Here is a 16,561-nt window from a genome sequence, read left to right as displayed (position 1 = left end):
CAGAGCACGTGAGCACACACCCCCGAGATGACGCAGCAGCCGACGAGCGCACCACCGAGCCGGAGCAGCTCGGTCGTCACTGGAGTGCCGCGTCCGCGCCGCCGGAGGGGCGGCGCTGGGGACTGATCATCGCGGCCATGCTTCTGGCCGTCGTGGTGGGCATCGGCGGGCTGAGCATCTTCAAGCTGCAGCAGAACCTGGTCACCAGCCCGCTGAACCTGGGGCAGGAAGAGGCGGAGGACTCCGGGGCCACCGACATCCTCATCCTCGGCTCGGACACCCGCGCCGGTGAGGGGAACTCCCGCTACGGGGAGGTCGAGGAGGGCAACGGCGGCGGCAAGACGGACGTCATGATGCTGGCCCACATCTCGGAGGACCGCGAGGACGTCACGGTCGTGTCCTTCCCCCGCGATCTGATGGTGGAGATCCCCGAGTGCACGGACCCGGAGAGCGGAAAGACCTACCCTGCGCAGGATGCCGCCATGCTCAACTCGGCGGGGGAGAACGGCGGCCCCGGCTGTACGGTGGCAGCGATCAATGAGCTCACCGGCCTGAGCATCGATCACTTCATGCTCGCCGACTTCGACGCCGTGACCGAGCTGTCGCGCAGCGTGGGCGGCGTGGAGGTCTGCGTGAACCACGAGGTCGAAGACCCCAAATCCGGGCTCGAGCTGCCGGCAGGCACCTCCACGGTCGAGGGCGAGCAGGCCCTGGCCTTCCTGCGCTCCCGGGCGGCCTTCGGCGACGGCGGCGACGAGTCCCGCATCCGCTCGCAGCAGCAGTTCATGTCCTCGCTGGCGCGCAAGCTCAAGGCCGAGGGCACGCTGAGCAACATCCCTGCCCTCTACGACATCGCCGATGTCATGACGCAGAACCTCCACGTGGACGAGCAGCTCGGCAATGTGACCCGCATCGTGGGGCTGGCCGGGGAGCTGGCGGACGTGGACCTCTCGCGGGTGGTGTTCGTCTCGGTGCCCTCCGAGGTCTACCCCCAGGACCCCAACCGCCTGCAGCTCGACGAGAAGCCGGCCGAGGAGCTCTTCCAGGTCCTGCGCCAGGACGGCTCCCTGACCGAGGACGGTGAGCCGGAGGCCTCCGCATCCCCGTCGGCCTCGGCCGGCGCCAGTGCCACAGCCACCGCCGCACCCACCGGGAATGCGGCCGCCGAGCCCACGGGCGCGGCCTTCAGCCCCGACACGGTGCCCGTGACGGTGAACAACGCCTCGGGCGCCGAGGATCGGGACCAGGAGCTCGTCGACCGGCTCGGCGAGGCTGGCTACGACCTCGCCGAGCTCGGCGAGCAGTCCGAGGAGGACCTGCCGGGCACCCAGCTGCACTACGCCATGGGCTGGCAGGGCGCCGCGGAGCAGGTCGCCGACGAGCTCGGCATCCCCGAATCGCAGATCGCCCCCGGCGACGACCTGCTCAGCGGCCTCTCGCTGACGGTCGGCGAGGACTTCGCCCAGGGGGAGATCATGGACGTCGATGCCGAGGTCCCGGACGAGTACAGCGGCCAGACTGCGGAGCAGTTCACCTGCCAGCAGTGAGGCCTCAGGCGGTGCGCGGGCGGCTCTCGCGTGGTGATACGGTCAGGAGCATGTGCACGGCCGCGAAGCTACTGCTGATCTGCCGCAGCGGGTCCTGATCCTGGCCGGATCCCGTCCCCGACCTCACGGTCGCTCGGACGTCGAGATCGCCAGGAAAGGGCCGGATCCCGCTGCGGCGTCTGCCATGCCCGGCCCGATCCGCTCCGCACCCCTGCCGCCCGGCGCTCCCGCGCGGCGAGAGAGACAGGTTCCACTCATGCAGAATCGCCAGCAGCCCTCGGGAATGCCCACGCACAAGTACCGTCCTTTCCACGAGCAGATCCCGTTCTCGCTGCCGGATCGCACCTGGCCGGACCGCACGATCACCCAGGCCCCGCGCTGGTGCGCCGTCGACCTGCGCGACGGCAACCAGGCCCTGATCGATCCCATGGACTCCCAGCGCAAGCTGATGATGTTCGAGCTGCTCGTGAAGATGGGCTACAAGGAGATCGAGGTCGGCTTCCCGTCCGCCTCGCAGGTCGACTTCGACTTCGTGCGCCGCCTCATCGACGAGGACCGCATTCCCGAGGACGTCTCGATCCAGGTGCTGACCCAGTCGCGCGAGCACCTGATCCAGCGCACGTTCGAGGCCATCGCCGGCGCCCCGCAGGCGATCGTGCACCTCTACAACTCGACGTCGGTCCTCCAGCGCCGGGTGGTGTTCCGCTCGGATGAGGACGGGATCGTCGACATCGCCCTGACGGGTGCGCGCCTGTGCATGAAGTACGAGGAGCAGCTCGCGGCCACGACCGACACCAGGATCGTCTACGAGTACTCGCCCGAGTCGTTCACCGGCACCGAGCTCGAGTTCGCGGCGCGGATCTCCAACGAGGTCGCCGAGACCTTCGAGATCGGCGGCGACCGCGAGATGATCCTCAACCTGCCGGCCACCGTCGAGATGGCGACCCCCAATGTCTACGCTGATTCGATCGAGTGGATGACGCGCAACCTGTACCATCGCGATTCCACGATCCTGTCGCTGCACCCGCACAACGATCGCGGCACCGGCGTGGCCGCCGCCGAGCTGGGCTACCTGGCCGGGGCGGATCGCATCGAGGGGTGCCTCTTCGGCAACGGCGAGCGCACGGGCAATGTGGATCTGGTGACCCTGGGGCTGAACATGCTCACCCAGGGCGTGGATCCCATGATCGACTTCTCGGACATCGCCCACATCCGCTCCACCGTGGAGACCGCGAACCAGCTTCCGGTCCCCGAGCGCTCCCCGTACGGCGGCGACCTGGTCTTCACGGCCTTCTCCGGCTCGCACCAGGACGCGATCAACAAGGGCTTCGACGCCATGCAGGCCGATGCCCAGCGCCAGGGCGTCTCGGTCGAGGAGCTCGAGTGGGCCGTGCCGTACCTGCCGATCGATCCCAAGGACCTGGGCCGTTCCTACGAGGCCGTGATCCGCGTGAACTCGCAGTCCGGCAAGGGCGGCGTGGCCTACCTCCTGAAGACCGAGCGCGGGCTCACCCTCCCGCGCCGTGCGCAGATCGAGTTCTCCGGCGTGGTCCAGCGCCACACGGAGGACAGCGGAAGCGAGATCAGCGGCGAGCAGATCTGGGAGATCTTCCAGGACGAGTACCTGCCTGCCGATCACGAGGGCAACCGCTGGGGCCGCTACCGCCTCACCTCGATCAGCACGCACTCCGAGGACGACGGCGACACTCGCCTGGACCTCGGCCTGGAGATCGACGGCGCCGCGCGCCAGCGCTCCGCCAGCGGCAACGGCCCCATCGACGCCCTCATCCAGATCCTGCGCGCAGAGGGAGTCGACCTGCGGCTGCTCGACTACTCCGAGCACACGCTCTCGGCCGCCTCGGACGCCCACGCCGCCTCGTTCGTCGAGCTCGCGGTGGGGGAGAAGGTCCTGTGGGGTGCGGGCATCGACTCCTCGACCACGCGCTCGTCGCTGAAGGCCGTCGTCTCGGCGGTCAACCGGGCGGCCCGCGCGGCGTCCCAGGAGGCTTGAGGCCGAGATGGCCCGGGGCTCGTCGTTCGCCTCGGCGTCCTACCGGGACACCGGGGTCGTGCTGCGGACCTACCCGCTGGGGGAGGCCGACCGGATCGTGGTCCTGCTGACGCGGGAGCACGGTCAGGTCCGGGCCGTGGCCAAGGGCGTGCGGCGCACGAGCTCCAAGTTCGGCTCCCGGCTCGAGCCCTTCACCCTCTCGGACCTGCAGCTCGTGCACGGCCGCAGCCTGGACATCGTCTCCCAGGCGGTGGCACGCAAGACCTGGTCCACGGCCATCGCCTCGGACTACTCCCGGTTCACCGCGGCGGCTGCCATGGTCGAGGCCGCCGAGCAGCTCTCGACCGACGACGGCCAGCAGACCCGACCGCAGTACGACCTGCTGATCGGGGCGCTGTCGGCGATGGCCCGGGGGCTGCACGCCCCGGATCAGCTGCTGGACTCCTACCTGCTGCGGGCCATGTCAGCGGCCGGGTGGGCGCCGTCGTTCACGGTCTGCGCCCAGTGCGGCGATCCGGGCCCGCATCGGTCGTTCGTCGCCCAGCTGGGCGGGATGGTCTGCGATCGCTGCCGTCCGCCCGGCTCGCTGTCCCCGGACGTGCGGGTGGTCGCCCACCTGCAGGCGCTGCTGGACGGCGACTGGCCCCGGGTGGATGCGGTCGAGCCCCGCACCGCCCGGGCGGCCGCCGGTATCATCGGCGCCTACGTCCAGTTCCATCTGGAGCACGCCGTGAAGTCGCTGCAGCTCGTCGAGCGCGACTGATCCCCGTCGAGAGGACCCCTGTGAGGCGCTTCGCACCGCCCCCGGCCCACCCTTCCGGTGCCGTGGCTCCGCCGATCCCGGCCCAGTTCGTGCCGCGGCATGTGGCCGTGGTGATGGACGGCAACGGGCGCTGGGCCAATGAGCGCGGCCTGCCGCGCAACGAGGGCCACCGCGCCGGCGAGCGCGCCCTGGTGGACGTGGTCGCCGGTGCCATCGAGATGGGCATCCCCTATGTCTCGGCCTACGCGTTCTCGACCGAGAACTGGAAGCGCTCGCCCAGCGAGGTCGCCTTCATCATGAACTTCACGGCCGAGGTCATGCAGCGCCAGCTCGACACGTTCCACGAGTGGGGCGTGCGCATCCGCTGGGCGGGGCGCCGGCCTCGCCTGTGGCGCTCGGTGATCGACCGGCTCGAGACCGCCGAGCGGGAGACCCGCGACCACGACGTCGCCACGCTGACCATGTGCGTGAACTACGGCGGACGGGCCGAGATCGCCGATGCCGCAGCCGCCATGGCCCGCGATGCCGCCGACGGCCGCCTCAACCCTCGGAAGATCGACGAGAAGACCCTTCAGGCCTACCTCGACGAGCCGGATCTGCCGGACGTCGATCTGTTCCTGCGCTCCTCCGGAGAGCAGCGGATCTCCAACTTCATGCTGTGGCAGTCGGCCTACGCCGAGCTCGTCTTCCAGGACGTCCTGTGGCCGGACGTCGATCGTCGGACGCTGTGGGCCGCCGTCGAGGAGTTCGCCCGTCGCGACCGCCGCTACGGCGGGGCCGTGGACAAGGTGACCGGCGGCGCCTGAGCCGGTCCTCAGCCGCCGGGCAGGCGCTGTGCGATCTCGCGCAGCCACCCGCTGAGATCGGCGAAGGCCCGCTCGCGCACCTGCGGGGCGGAGCGGTGGATGTCGTGCAGGCCGCTGTCGTAGGAGATCACCCGCGGCGTGCGGGACAGCACCCCGATCCCGCGCCGCACCTGCCGCACGTCCAGCACCGTGTCGCGGCGGCTGGCCAGCGGAGTCCACCACGGCAGGAACAGGCTGGCGCGGGCGGTCTGCAGCAGCACCGGGGCCTGCACCTGGGATCCGGCGAGGTGCAGCTGGCGCAGCCGCAGATGCCCCTGGTGCGCGGCCAGCAGGAAGCCGACCGTGAGCGGGAACGAGGTCTGCGGGCGCCAGCGCGGGTCCAGCTCCCATTCACCCTCGTGGTCGGCCGAGAGGCTGCGGTAGTAGCTGCTCGTCAGCCGCAGCGGCAGCGGACGGCCGTGCCAGCGCCGCGGCACCCTCCGTAGCACGGCGACCAGGGCCCGGCCCGTGAGGTCGTGGGCATGCGAGGCGATCCACGGCGTAGCCAGTGCGAGGCCCGCCGGAGGCTCCTGGGCCAGCAGGGCCGCAAGGCTGAGCAGCAGCCCTCCGGTCGAGTGCCCGATCCACACGATGCGCCCCGGTTCGGCCGGTGCGCCGTCCTCGGCGATCGCGCGCACGGCCTGCTGCAGGTCCTCGCGGTACTCGCGCATGGACTCGGCGTAGCCGGGGACGTCCGGACGGGCCAGGACGTCGTCGTCCAGGGCGCGGCCGTAGCCGTGCAGGTCCACGGCGTAGAAGCGGAACCCGGCCGCCGAGACCGTGCGGGCGAGCTCGGGATTCGCGAAGTAGTCCGACCACCCGTGGACGTAGATCACCGTGCCGGCGGGCCGCTGCCGCGCCTCGGCGTCCGTGGGACCGCGGTCGGGATCCTGCTCGCAGCCGGGGTCCTGCCCGGGGAGGTGGCGCACCAGCGTGGCGCGATCGTGGACCCCGCGCCCCGTCACCCGAAGCCGTCGGGCCTGGAACCCCGGTCCCAGCACATCCTCGCTCCACGGCCCCTCCGCACTCCCGCCATCCGGGGCGAGGGCCTGCTCCTGCGCGCTGTGCACGATGGCGGGCCTCCTGGGGCGCGATGCGAGGGAAGTGCGCCGGCATTCTGCGAGAATGTCGGACATGCGCCTCTACCCTATGTTCTTCCGCCTCGCGTTCTCCGGGATGGATCCCGAGCGGGCCCATCGCCTCGGCTTCCTGGGCATCCGCCTGTGCCGCAGCCTCGGCGTCTCGGCGGTGCTGCGCCGGCTGTGCAGGCCCGGTCGCGATCAGGCCGTGGAGGTCATGGGCCTGCGCTTCCCGTCGCGCTTCGGACTGGCTGCCGGCTTCGACAAGGGCGCCCAGGGGATCCCCGCGCTGGCGGACCTGGGCTTCGGGCACGTGGAGATCGGCACGGTGACCGCCCAGGCGCAGCCGGGCAACCCGCAGCCGAGGCTGTTCCGCCTGGTCCAGGACCGCGCCGTCATCAACCGGATGGGCTTCAACAACGACGGCGCCGCAGCCGTCGCACCTCGCCTGGCCCAGGCCCGTCGCGAGCTCGACGCCGACTGGTCCGGGCGGGCCCGTCCGGTCATCGGGGTCAACATCGGCAAGACCAAGGCGGTCGCGCTCGAGGACGCCGTGGCCGACTACCGCGCCTCGACCCGCCAGCTCGCTCCGCTGGCCGACTACATGATGGTCAACGTCTCCTCGCCGAACACCCCGGGACTGCGCGAGCTGCAGGCCGTCGAGTCGCTGCGGCCTATCCTCGCCGCCGTGCGGGAGGAGTCAGAGGCCGCTGCGGGGCGCCGCATCCCGCTGCTCGTGAAGATCGCCCCGGACCTGGCCGATGACGACGTCCGCGCTGTTGCCGACCTGGCCCTGGAGCTGGGCCTGGACGGGATCGCCACCACGAACACGACGATCGCCCGCGATGGCCTGGGGCTGCGCACCGATCCGGGGGCGGTCGCGAAGATCGGCGCCGGAGGCCTCTCGGGCGCGCCGCTGGCCCCGCGGGCCGAGGAGGTCCTGCGCATCGTCCGCGCGCACGTGGGGGACCGGCTCACGATCATCGCCGCCGGGGGAGTCGCCTCCGCCGAGGACGCCCGGCGCCGGCTGGAGGCCGGTGCCGATCTGGTCCAGGGCTACACGGCCTTCCTCTACGAGGGGCCGTTCTACGCCGCCAGGATCGTGCGCGGGCTGCGTCGCGGGAGCCGCCGTCCGGGCCTCCGCGCGCGCCGGGGCTGAGCACGAGCCTGCAAGAGCGGCTGAAGGCCCTCTCCCCGCGGGGAGAGGGCCTTCAGCGCAGCTGCTCGCACCGCGCCGGAGCGAGGAGGGAGACTCAGGAGGGGCGCTGGCCCCGCTTGACCTGGGGGCGGGGCATGCGGGTCGAGCGCAGGTTCATGGCGCGGGTGACCGCGTAGAAGCTCGTGCCGGACTCGCGGCTGCCGAACTTGCGGTTCAGGCCGCGACGCACGCCGATGACCAGCAGGATGCTGTCGAGCACCGCCATGGCGATCAGCGCGTAGAACACGGCCACACCGATCTGCTGCAACCCGGAGGGGATCAGCAGGAAGACCAGGGCGATCAGCGCGATGGGCATGAGGAACTCCGCGACGTTCCAGCGGGAGTCCACGAAATCGCGCACGAAGGCCTTCTGCTCGCCCTGATCGCGTGCGGGCAGGTAGCGGCGGTCGCCGGCGGCCATCCCCTGCTGGGCCGTGAGGCGCTGCTCGCGCCGGGCGGCGCGGTCGGCCTGCTTGGCGGCCTTGCGGTCCTCCGGGACCAGCGGGCGCACGCGCGCGGCCTCCTGCTGACGGCGTGAGGGCGTGGGACGGCCCTTGCCCTCGGTCTTGGGACCGCGGTGCCGAGCCTCGTCGTGCTCCGTCTGCTCGGCCTCCGGGGCGGCGGCCGTGGAGCCGCCGACGGGCTCGTCGGTGGTCTGTGCTTCCTTGCTTCTGCGTCCGATCACCCGTCGAGTCTAGACGACCGCCCGCGACGCAGCGCGCTGTCGTCGCTAGGATCGGCGTCCATGAGCGACAGCGAGCAGACACCGCCCCTGACGGCCCCCGCCCATGTGGCCGGCATCGACCGCGAGGCCTTCCGCCGGGCGGTCGACGACGATTTCGAGACTGTGATCGATCAGCTCACCGAGCTGGTGGCGATCCCCGGCATCGCCTGGGACTCGTTCGACCAGGAGCCCCTCGAGCGATCGGCGAAGGCCGTCGCCGCGCTGATCGAGGCCGAGGGCTTCGACTCGGTCGAGATCCACGCGGCCGACGGCTCCGAGTCCCACCCGGCGATCCTGGCCCGGAGGGAAGCCGCAGAAGGGCGCCCGACGGTCCTGCTCTACGCCCACCACGATGTCCAGCCCCCAGGAGAGCTCTCCGCCTGGACCACCCCGCCGTTCGAGGCCCAGCAGCGCGACGGCCGCCTGTGGGGCCGAGGCGCAGCCGATGACAAGGCAGGCGTGCTGGCCCACGTGGCCGCCGTGCGCGTGCTGCGCCGGATACTCGGAGAGGACCACGGCCTGGGCATCACCATGTTCATCGAGGGGGAGGAGGAGGCGGGCTCCCCACACTTTGCCGAGTTCCTGGCCCGCCACAGCTCGGCCCTGGCCGCCGATGCGATCGTCATCGCCGACTCCGCCAACTGGCAGGTCGGGGTCCCCACGCTGACCACCAGCCTTCGGGGCGTCGTGGGCGCGATCGTCGAGGTCAGCGGCGTGGACCACACCCTCCATTCCGGCGGCTACGGCGGGCCGGTGCTGGACGGGCCCACGCTGCTCTCCCGTCTGATCGCCACGCTGCACGACGACGACGGCGCCGTGGCCGTCGAGGGCCTGCAGCGCCACGAGGGAGCCGAGAGCGGCGAGCAGCTGCACTACGACGAGCAGCAGTTCCGCGCCGATGCCGGAGTGCTGCCGGACGTCCGGCTGGCCGGGCGGGGGAGCCTGACCTCGAGGCTGTGGACGCAGCCGGCGATCTCGATCACCGGCTTCGACGCGACCGCCGTGGATGTCGCGTCGAACACGATCGCCCCGAGCGCCCGGGCCAAGATCTCGCTGCGCATCGCCCCTGGCCAGGATCCGAAGGAGGCCGCGCGGGCCCTGGTGAGCCACCTCGAGTCGCACGCTCCCTTCGGCGCCCGGGTGGAGGTCGAGATCGAGGAGACCGGTCCCGCCTTCGCCACCGACACCTCGGCCCCTCCCGCCCAGGAGATGCTCTGGGCGCTGGGCGCGGCCTGGGGACGTCCCAGCGTGGAGATGGGCATGGGCGGATCGATCCCGTTCACGGCCGACCTGCAGGCCATGTACCCGGAGGCCGCGATCCTCGTCACGGGGATCGAGGACCCGGACACGCGCGCCCACGGGATCGACGAGTCCCTGCATCTGGAGGACTACCGCCGAGCGATCCTCGCCGAGGCGCTGTGGCTCGCGGCTCGGGCGGCCTCGTCGGGCAGCTGAGCCGCTGCCCCGGCGCGCCGGAGCCGGCGTGCGCGCCGCGACCGCGCGGCGGATGGACGCGGGAATGTTCTCGGGTCCACACTGGTTCTACGGCGCAGGAAGGCTGCCACGTCCCGCTCCTCAGCTCGAGGAGCGGACAGCAAGGAGGAGAGAGCGCATGACCGTCACCACCGACACCGTCACCACCGAGGGACTGCCCACGCACGGGGTCAATCTGACCGATACCGCCGCGCAGAAGGTCAGCGGCCTGCTCGAGCAGGAGGGGCGCACCGACCTGCGCCTGCGCGTGGCCGTGCAGCCCGGCGGCTGCTCCGGTCTGATCTACCAGCTCTACTTCGACGAGCGCGTCCTCGACGGCGACGCCGCCAAGGACTTCGGCGGGGTCGAGGTCATCGTCGACAAGATGTCGGTGCCCTACCTCGAGGGCTCCACCATCGACTTCGAGGACACGATCGAGAAGCAGGGCTTCTCCATCGACAACCCCAACGCCCAGGGCTCCTGCGCCTGCGGCGACTCCTTCAGCTGATCCGCGCCGGGGCGAGCCTCGGCAGCGCATCAGCACGGGCCCCGCGCCTCCTGATCAGGAGGCGCGGGGCCCGTCGTCGTCCCGCCCGGGATCCGGCCCAGGGGGACGCGAGCATGCCCCGGCAACAAGGACACACGGCTGACGAAGTGTCAGCACGTTCGGGGCGCAGGGGGTAAACTCCAGGAGAAACCCCAGGCTCCCGACCCGCGCCAGCAGCGTGACGGGCGGGACCGCGATCGAGAACAGGAAGGGCTGTCTGTGAGTTCGCTTTCCCGAACCGTCAGCCGACGCCGTCGGACGCTCACGCTGAGCGCTCTCGGAGGCGCAGCGCTGCTCGCCCTGACGGGCTGCTCCGCGGAGCTGAACCAGCAGGTCCGCAACGGCTTCATGCCAGTGGGGGACTCCGCCCCCACGGACAACGCCCAGGCCATCCTCGACCTCTGGGTCGGCTCGTGGATCGCGGCCATGCTGGTCGGGCTCGTGACCTGGGGACTGATGCTGTGGTGCATGATCGCCTACCGCCGTCGCAAGAACGAGGTCGGCTACCCCCGCCAGGTGGCCTACCACCTGCCGCTCGAGATCTTCTACACCTTCGTGCCGATCGCTCTGGTCGTCACGCTGTTCGTGTTCTCGGAGCGCGTACTGGCGGACATCACCCCGCGCCATGACAACCCGGACACCACCATCCAGGTCATCGGCAAGCAGTGGGCCTGGGACTTCAACTACACCGATGACGACGTCTACTACTCGGGCACGCAGGCGCATCTGAACACGGACGGCTCGGAGGGCGTCGAGGACACGCTGCCCACGCTGTATCTGCCGGCCGACAGCGATATCGAGCTGGAGATCACCTCCCGCGACGTCATCCACTCGTTCTGGGTCCCCGCCTTCCTCGAGAAGATGGATATGATCCCGAACCAGACCAACTACCTGTCGTTCACCACCGGCGATGAGGGCACCTTCCAGGGCAAGTGCGCCGAGCTGTGCGGCGAGTACCACTCGGAGATGCTCTTCAACGTCGAGATCGTCTCCCAGGAGGAGTACGACCAGCAGATGCAGACTCTGCGCGACCAGGGCAACACCGGCCAGCTCGGCACCGAGTACGACCGCAACCCGAACACCAATGACGAAGCGATCGAGAACCAGGACTCCATGCCCGGCTCGACGTACGACGAGAACTGAGGGACGGAGAGAATATGACCACTCTCGAGTACTCAGCCAATGACTCCGCCGCGGTCGCACCGCGGGTCGTGCCCCGCTCCAAGGGCCGGATCATCGTCAGCTGGCTGACCACCACGGACCACAAGACGCTCGGGTACATGTACCTGATCACGTCCTTCGCCTTCTTCTGCCTCGGCGGCGTCATGGCGCTGCTGATCCGTGCAGAGCTCTTCGCTCCCGGCATGCAGATCCTGGAGACCAAGGAGCAGTACAACCAGCTGTTCACCATGCACGGCACGGTGATGCTGCTGATGTTCGGAACCCCGCTGTTCATCGGCCTGGCCAACGTGCTGGTGCCGCTGCAGATCGGCGCGCCGGATGTCGCCTTCCCGCGACTGAACGCGCTGGCCTTCTGGTTCTTCCTCTTCGGCTCGACCGTCGTCGTGATCGGCTTCCTGACCCCGCAGGGCGCCGCGTCCTTCGGCTGGTTCGCCTACGCTCCGCTGAACTCCACCACGTTCTCGCCGGGAGTCGGCGGCGACCTCTGGGTCTTCGGCCTGGTCCTGCAGGGCTTCGGCACGATCATGGGCGGCGTCAACTTCATCACCACGATCCTGTGCATGCGGGCTCCGGGCATGACCATGTGGCGCATGCCGGTGTTCGTCTGGACCTCGCTGATCACCGCGCTGCTGATCATCATGATCTTCCCGCCGCTGGCGGCCGCGCTGTTCGCACTGGGCATGGACCGTCGACTGGGCGGGCACATCTTCGACGCCGAGAACGGCGGCGCGATCCTGTGGCAGCACCTGTTCTGGTTCTTCGGCCACCCCGAGGTCTACGTGCTGGCGCTGCCGTTCTTCGGCATCGTCTCGGAGATCATCCCGGTGTTCTCCCGCAAGCCGCTGTTCGGCTATGTCGGCCTGGTCTTCGCGACCATCGCCATCGGCGCGCTGTCCGTGACCGTGTGGGCCCACCACATGTACGTCACCGGCTCGGTCATGCTCGGGTTCTTCTCGTTCATGACCATGATGATCGCGGTGCCCACGGGCGTGAAGTTCTTCAACTGGATCGGCACCATGTGGCAGGGCTCGATCACCTTCGAGACTCCCATGCTGTGGGTCCTGGGCTTCCTGTTCACGTTCCTCTTCGGCGGCCTGACCGGCGTCATCCTGGCCACCCCGCCGCTGGACTTCCAAGTCTCGGACTCCTACTTCGTGGTCGCCCATTTCCACTACGTGATCTTCGGCACTGTCGTGTTCGGCATGTTCGCCGCGTTCTACTTCTGGTGGCCCAAGTTCACCGGCAAGATGCTCAACGAGCGTGTCGGCAAGGTCCACTTCTGGATGCTCTTCGTGGGCTTCCACATGACCTTCCTGATCCAGCACTGGCTCGGTGTGGTGGGCATGCCCCGCCGCTACGCCGATTACATGCCGGAGGACGGGTTCACGTTCATGAACCAGTTCTCGACCATCGGCGCCTTCCTGCTGGCAGCCTCGATGGTCCCGTTCTTCTGGAACGTGTACATCACGCACAAGCGCGGCAGGAAGGTCGAGGTCGACGATCCCTGGGGCTTCGGCGGCTCGCTCGAGTGGGCGACGTCCTGCCCGCCCCCGCGGCACAACTTCGTCTCGCTGCCGCGCATCCGCTCGGAGCGCCCGGCCCTGGACCTGCACCACCCGGAGCTGGCGGCCCTGTCGCCGGATCCTCACACCGGTGACACCGAGGCCAACCCGACCGAGCGGGATCGCCGCGAGCACGACACCATGGAGGCCACCCGATGAAGGCAACGATCCAGGTCATGTGGCTGCTGACGGCGTTCTGCATCGTCGTGGGCTTCATCTACGGGTTCGTGACCGACTTCCACGAGCTGGCCGGCTTCCCGGCCCTGCTGGCCGTCGGCGTGATGTCCGCCTTCCTCGCGGTCTACTTCCAGCTGACGCTGCGTAGCGCCAAGGCGATGCTCCCTGAGGATGACCTCGAGGGCGAGATCTCGGACAGCGCCGGCGACTACGGGCACTTCTCCCCGTGGTCCTGGACGCCGCTGCTGTTCGGCGCCGGTGCCATGATCTTCGTGCTCGGCCTGGCCATCGACTGGTGGATCGTGGGCCTCGCGTTCCCGATCGCCATGCTCGGCGTGTTCGGAATGGTCTTCGAGCACAGCCGCGGAGAGCACGCCCACTGATCTCCGGCTCCGTCGGTCGAGGGCCCCGCCGTTCCCTGAAAGGAGCGGCGGCGCCTTTCGCATGTCCGGGTGCAGGCTGCTGAGGCGGCCGAGCGCCCACCTGCCTGGGACGGACTTGATGCTGGGCCGTCGTCCAGTGGGGCATCGCCGCATGTCACTGCGTGACGGCGGAATTGGGAGGTCTGCATCCCGGTCCTAGGCTGAGCCGGGTCCGCGGCGATCGCTCGACTCCTCGACTCGCCGACGCCCCCTCGAAGGCCGGAGCCCATGGACAGCCGTTCGCCCTCCACCCCCGAGCCGGACAGCCCCGTGCGGGTGCTGCCGGCTCGCCACCCCTGGCGCAGCCTCGCCTCGATGCTCGGCGTCATCGTCATCCTGGTCATCGTCTGGGCCCTGATCACCAACCCCCGCTGGCAGTGGGGAGTCGTGGCGCAGTGGTTCACCGCCGAGTCGATCATGCGAGGCCTGGGGCTGACGCTGTCACTGACGGCCATCGCCGGCGTCGCCGGGTTCGTGCTCGGCTTCGCGCTGGCCCTGCTGCGGATGTCGAGCTCGCCGGTGCTCGCGGGACTGGCCTGGACCTACATCTGGATCTTCCGATCCGTGCCGCTGCTCGTGCAGCTGCTGCTCTGGTACAACATCGGCTATCTCTACGAGACGCTCGTCCTGGGCATCCCGTTCACCGACGTGGTCCTCTTCGAGGCGAGCACCACGGAGCTCGTCGGGAAGTTCGCCGCCGCCGCCCTGGGACTGAGCCTGCATCAGGCCGCCTACGCCGCCGAGATCATCCGCGGCGGCATCCTCTCGGTGGATGCGGGGCAGCTCGAGGCGGCCAAGGCGCTCGGGCTTCCGGCATGGCGGCGATCCGTGGGGATCGTGCTGCCGCAGGCCCTGCGCGCGATCCTGCCCCCGGCCTTCAACGAGATCATCAGCCTGGTCAAGGGCACCTCGATCGTCTACGTCCTGGCGCTGGGGGATCTGTTCTACACGGCGCAGATCATCTACTCGCGCACCAACGAGGTCATCCCGATGCTCATGGTCGCCACCATCTGGTACATCGTGATCACCACTGCGCTGAACATCGTCCAGTACTACGTCGAGCGGCGGGTCGCGCGCGGTGCGGTGCGCACCTTGCCGTCCACCCCCTGGCAGCGGGTGCGCGCACGGCTGGCGAGTGAGCGGGCCGACGCCCGCGAGCGGAAGAGGACCCGGCTGCACACGGAAGGGAGCTCGCTGTGAGCGCGAAGGAGACGAACCGCTTGATCGAAGACCGGGTGCCCACGCGAGGACGGGTCGTGCTGGAGGGCGTGCGCAAGTCGTTCGCGGGCCGGGAGATCCTCCACGGCGTCTCCCTGAACGTCGAGCCCGGGCAGGTCGTGGTCCTGATGGGCCCGTCGGGGTCCGGGAAGTCCACGCTGCTGCGCACGATCAATCACCTGGAGGCCCAGGACGCCGGCCGGGTCACGATCGACGGCGAGATGATCGGCTACCAGCCCGAGGGCCAGGCCCTGCGCGAGCTGCCCGAGCGCGAGGTCCTGCGCCGCCGCGCTCAGGTGGGAATGGTCTTCCAGCAGTTCAACCTGTTCCCGCATATGACGGTGGAGCAGAACATCATCGAGGCTCCTGTGCACACGCAGGGGCGCCCCCGCGCGGAGGCGCGACGCACCGCCCAGGCCCTGCTCGATCGCGTGGGGCTGGGGGACCGGGGCGGTGCCTATCCCCGCCAGCTCTCGGGCGGGCAGCAGCAGCGGGTGGCGATCGCCCGAGCCATGGCGCTGCACCCCAAGGTGCTGCTCTTCGACGAGCCGACCTCCGCCCTGGACCCCGAGCTCGTCGAGGAGGTCCTTGAGGTCATCCGGGGCCTGGCCGATGAGGGCGTGACCCTGATCGTGGTGACCCACGAGATGTCCTTCGCCAGGGAGGTGGCCGATCACGTGGTGTTCATGGCCGACGGGGAGATCGTGGAGCAGGGCCCGCCGCAGAAGCTGTTCTCCGCCCCGCAGCATGCCCGGACCCAGGAGTTCCTGGGCCGGCACCTCGACCCGGAGTACGTGCTGTGAGCCCGGTCGGAGGGAGGTCGGGGCGGATGGGGCGCGGACTGATCGCCGGTGCCGCGGTGCTCGGCCTGGGCATCCTGCCGGGGTGCACGGCCGATCCCGTGGATATCGGCACCGCAGCGGCCGGCGGCGGCGTGGAGGCCGCCCAGCGCTTCGACTTCTCGCCGGAGCAGGACGATCGGGTGCGCACGGACATCGATCCGAAGGCGGCAGCGCTCGTGCCGGAGTCGGTGGCCGCGGACGGCAAGCTCACGGTGGCGGCCACCCCGGCGGCGGTGCCGCTGGGCTTCGCCGCCACGGACCAGTCCACGGTAGTGGGCTCCGAGGTCGACCTCGCCCAGCTCATGGCGGACAAGCTCGGCCTGGAGCTCGAGGTCGAGGCCACCACCTGGGAGAACTGGCCGCTGCGCCTGGAGACCGGTCAGATCGAGACCGTGATGATCAACGTGGGCCTGACCGAGCCGCGGCTCGAGCTCTACGATTTCGCCACGTACCGCACCGCGTACATGGGCTTCGAGGCCAGGCAGGGCAGCGAGTTCCACGTCGAGGGCCCGGAGGACATCTCCGGGCTGAAGGTCTCCGTCTCGCCGGGCACCAACCAGGACGCCATCCTGCTCGAGTGGAACCGCGAGCTCGAGGAGCGGGGTCTGGAGCCGGCCGAGCTGTCGTACTACCTCAACGACGCCGACGCCATCCTGTCGCTGGTCTCCGGAAGGACGGATCTGCACCTGGGGCCGTATCCCGGCGGCTCGTTCCGGGAGGACTCCGGATCCGAGACGGAGGTCGTGGGGCGGATCAGCGCGGGATGGCCGAACAACACGCTCGTGGCCGCGCCCACCGCCAAGGACAGCGGGCTGGCCCCGGCGCTGGAGGCCGCGCTGGACTCGGCGATGGGAGACGGCAGCTACGAGGCGGCGCTGGAGCGCTGGGGGCTGCAGGATGAGGGGCTCGACGACTCCCGGACCGTCACCGACGCGCAGCAGATGCGCGACGCACTGTCCGCGAGCTGAGCC

Annotated in this window: 15 protein-coding genes; 13 read left to right on the top strand and 2 right to left on the bottom strand. The window is 70.0% G+C overall.

Features of this window, described 5'->3' with window-relative positions:
* The first annotated feature begins 8 nt into the window (after window positions 1-8).
* The 4 genes from RF645_RS00470 to RF645_RS00455 all read left to right on the top strand — a co-directional run bounded on the left by RF645_RS00470 (window position 9) and on the right by RF645_RS00455 (window position 5,127).
* Entirely contained in the window at window positions 9-1,547 is a 1,539-nt protein-coding gene (locus RF645_RS00470; RefSeq protein WP_368818365.1) for an LCP family protein, read from the top strand.
* Window positions 1,548-1,803: 256 nt separating this feature from the next.
* Window positions 1,804-3,558 (top strand): 2-isopropylmalate synthase, encoded by a 1,755-nt coding sequence (gene leuA / locus RF645_RS00465; RefSeq protein ID WP_137802343.1) that lies wholly within the window; start codon window positions 1,804-1,806, stop codon window positions 3,556-3,558.
* A 7-nt stretch (window positions 3,559-3,565) separates the two neighbouring features.
* Complete coding sequence (gene recO / locus RF645_RS00460; protein ID WP_024290493.1) at window positions 3,566-4,321, top strand: DNA repair protein RecO; 756 nt, start codon at window positions 3,566-3,568, stop codon at window positions 4,319-4,321.
* A gap of 20 nt (window positions 4,322-4,341) precedes the next feature.
* Window positions 4,342-5,127, top strand: coding sequence for an isoprenyl transferase (locus RF645_RS00455; RefSeq protein WP_081609399.1), 786 nt, complete (start codon window positions 4,342-4,344; stop codon window positions 5,125-5,127).
* An 8-nt stretch (window positions 5,128-5,135) separates the two neighbouring features.
* Here RF645_RS00455 and RF645_RS00450 read toward each other — a convergent pair whose 3' ends face one another.
* Complete coding sequence (locus RF645_RS00450; RefSeq protein WP_006213236.1) at window positions 5,136-6,236, bottom strand: alpha/beta hydrolase; 1,101 nt, start codon at window positions 6,234-6,236, stop codon at window positions 5,136-5,138.
* 64 nt (window positions 6,237-6,300) lie between these two features.
* Between RF645_RS00450 and RF645_RS00445 the strand changes: the two genes are divergently transcribed.
* Window positions 6,301-7,404, top strand: coding sequence for a quinone-dependent dihydroorotate dehydrogenase (locus RF645_RS00445; protein ID WP_040560226.1), 1,104 nt, complete (start codon window positions 6,301-6,303; stop codon window positions 7,402-7,404).
* A 94-nt stretch (window positions 7,405-7,498) separates the two neighbouring features.
* On the opposite strand, the gene RF645_RS00440 is transcribed toward RF645_RS00445, so the two are convergent.
* Complete coding sequence (locus tag RF645_RS00440) at window positions 7,499-8,128, bottom strand: DUF3043 domain-containing protein (protein ID WP_006213234.1); 630 nt, start codon at window positions 8,126-8,128, stop codon at window positions 7,499-7,501.
* Between the two features lie 60 nt (window positions 8,129-8,188).
* Between RF645_RS00440 and RF645_RS00435 the strand changes: the two genes are divergently transcribed.
* The 8 genes from RF645_RS00435 (at window position 8,189) to RF645_RS00400 (ending at window position 16,558) form a co-directional block, all read left to right on the top strand.
* Entirely contained in the window at window positions 8,189-9,622 is a 1,434-nt protein-coding gene (locus RF645_RS00435) for a dipeptidase (protein ID WP_006213233.1), read from the top strand.
* A gap of 157 nt (window positions 9,623-9,779) precedes the next feature.
* Entirely contained in the window at window positions 9,780-10,148 is a 369-nt protein-coding gene (locus RF645_RS00430; RefSeq protein WP_006213232.1) for an iron-sulfur cluster assembly accessory protein, read from the top strand.
* A 258-nt stretch (window positions 10,149-10,406) separates the two neighbouring features.
* Window positions 10,407-11,330, top strand: coding sequence for a cytochrome c oxidase subunit II (coxB, locus tag RF645_RS00425; protein ID WP_006213231.1), 924 nt, complete (start codon window positions 10,407-10,409; stop codon window positions 11,328-11,330).
* A 14-nt stretch (window positions 11,331-11,344) separates the two neighbouring features.
* A complete protein-coding gene (ctaD, locus tag RF645_RS00420; protein ID WP_006213230.1) occupies window positions 11,345-13,090 on the top strand; it encodes a cytochrome c oxidase subunit I in 1,746 nt (581 codons plus the stop codon).
* Window positions 13,087-13,491, top strand: a complete 405-nt coding sequence (locus tag RF645_RS00415; protein ID WP_006213229.1) for a cytochrome c oxidase subunit 4 — start codon at window positions 13,087-13,089, stop codon at window positions 13,489-13,491. Before ctaD ends, RF645_RS00415 begins: the two co-directional genes overlap by 4 nt.
* A 267-nt stretch (window positions 13,492-13,758) precedes the next feature.
* On the top strand, window positions 13,759-14,730 hold the full coding sequence (locus RF645_RS00410) for an amino acid ABC transporter permease (RefSeq protein WP_006213228.1): 972 nt from the start codon (window positions 13,759-13,761) through the stop codon (window positions 14,728-14,730).
* A 20-nt stretch (window positions 14,731-14,750) separates the two neighbouring features.
* Window positions 14,751-15,551, top strand: coding sequence for an amino acid ABC transporter ATP-binding protein (locus tag RF645_RS00405; RefSeq protein WP_275580792.1), 801 nt, complete (start codon window positions 14,751-14,753; stop codon window positions 15,549-15,551).
* A gap of 26 nt (window positions 15,552-15,577) precedes the next feature.
* The gene (locus RF645_RS00400; protein WP_006213226.1) at window positions 15,578-16,558 is read left to right on the top strand and encodes a transporter substrate-binding domain-containing protein; all 981 of its coding nucleotides are present in this window, start codon (window positions 15,578-15,580) and stop codon (window positions 16,556-16,558) included.
* Window positions 16,559-16,561 lie beyond the last annotated feature (3 nt).

Origin of the sequence: Kocuria sp. CPCC 205260 (genome assembly GCF_040981045.1) — a bacterium.
In the GTDB taxonomy this organism is placed as follows: Bacteria; Actinomycetota; Actinomycetes; order Actinomycetales; family Micrococcaceae; genus Kocuria; species Kocuria palustris.
Note: the sequence above shows the minus strand (reverse complement) of the source record. Positions and strands in the feature narration are given on the sequence as shown.

Bases quoted from the DNA above. Each gene is read 5' to 3' on its own strand.
- leuA (WP_137802343.1), top strand. From the start codon at position 1,804: ATGCAGAATCGCCAGCAGCCCTCGGGAATGCCCACGCACAAGTACCGT.
- recO (WP_024290493.1), top strand. From the start codon at position 3,566: ATGGCCCGGGGCTCGTCGTTCGCCTCGGCGTCCTACCGGGACACCGGG.
- RF645_RS00445 (WP_040560226.1), top strand. From the start codon at position 6,301: ATGCGCCTCTACCCTATGTTCTTCCGCCTCGCGTTCTCCGGGATGGAT.
- RF645_RS00435 (WP_006213233.1), top strand. From the start codon at position 8,189: ATGAGCGACAGCGAGCAGACACCGCCCCTGACGGCCCCCGCCCATGTG.
- RF645_RS00430 (WP_006213232.1), top strand. From the start codon at position 9,780: ATGACCGTCACCACCGACACCGTCACCACCGAGGGACTGCCCACGCAC.
- ctaD (WP_006213230.1), top strand. From the start codon at position 11,345: ATGACCACTCTCGAGTACTCAGCCAATGACTCCGCCGCGGTCGCACCG.
- RF645_RS00415 (WP_006213229.1), top strand. From the start codon at position 13,087: ATGAAGGCAACGATCCAGGTCATGTGGCTGCTGACGGCGTTCTGCATC.
- RF645_RS00410 (WP_006213228.1), top strand. From the start codon at position 13,759: ATGGACAGCCGTTCGCCCTCCACCCCCGAGCCGGACAGCCCCGTGCGG.
- RF645_RS00400 (WP_006213226.1), top strand. From the start codon at position 15,578: ATGGGGCGCGGACTGATCGCCGGTGCCGCGGTGCTCGGCCTGGGCATC.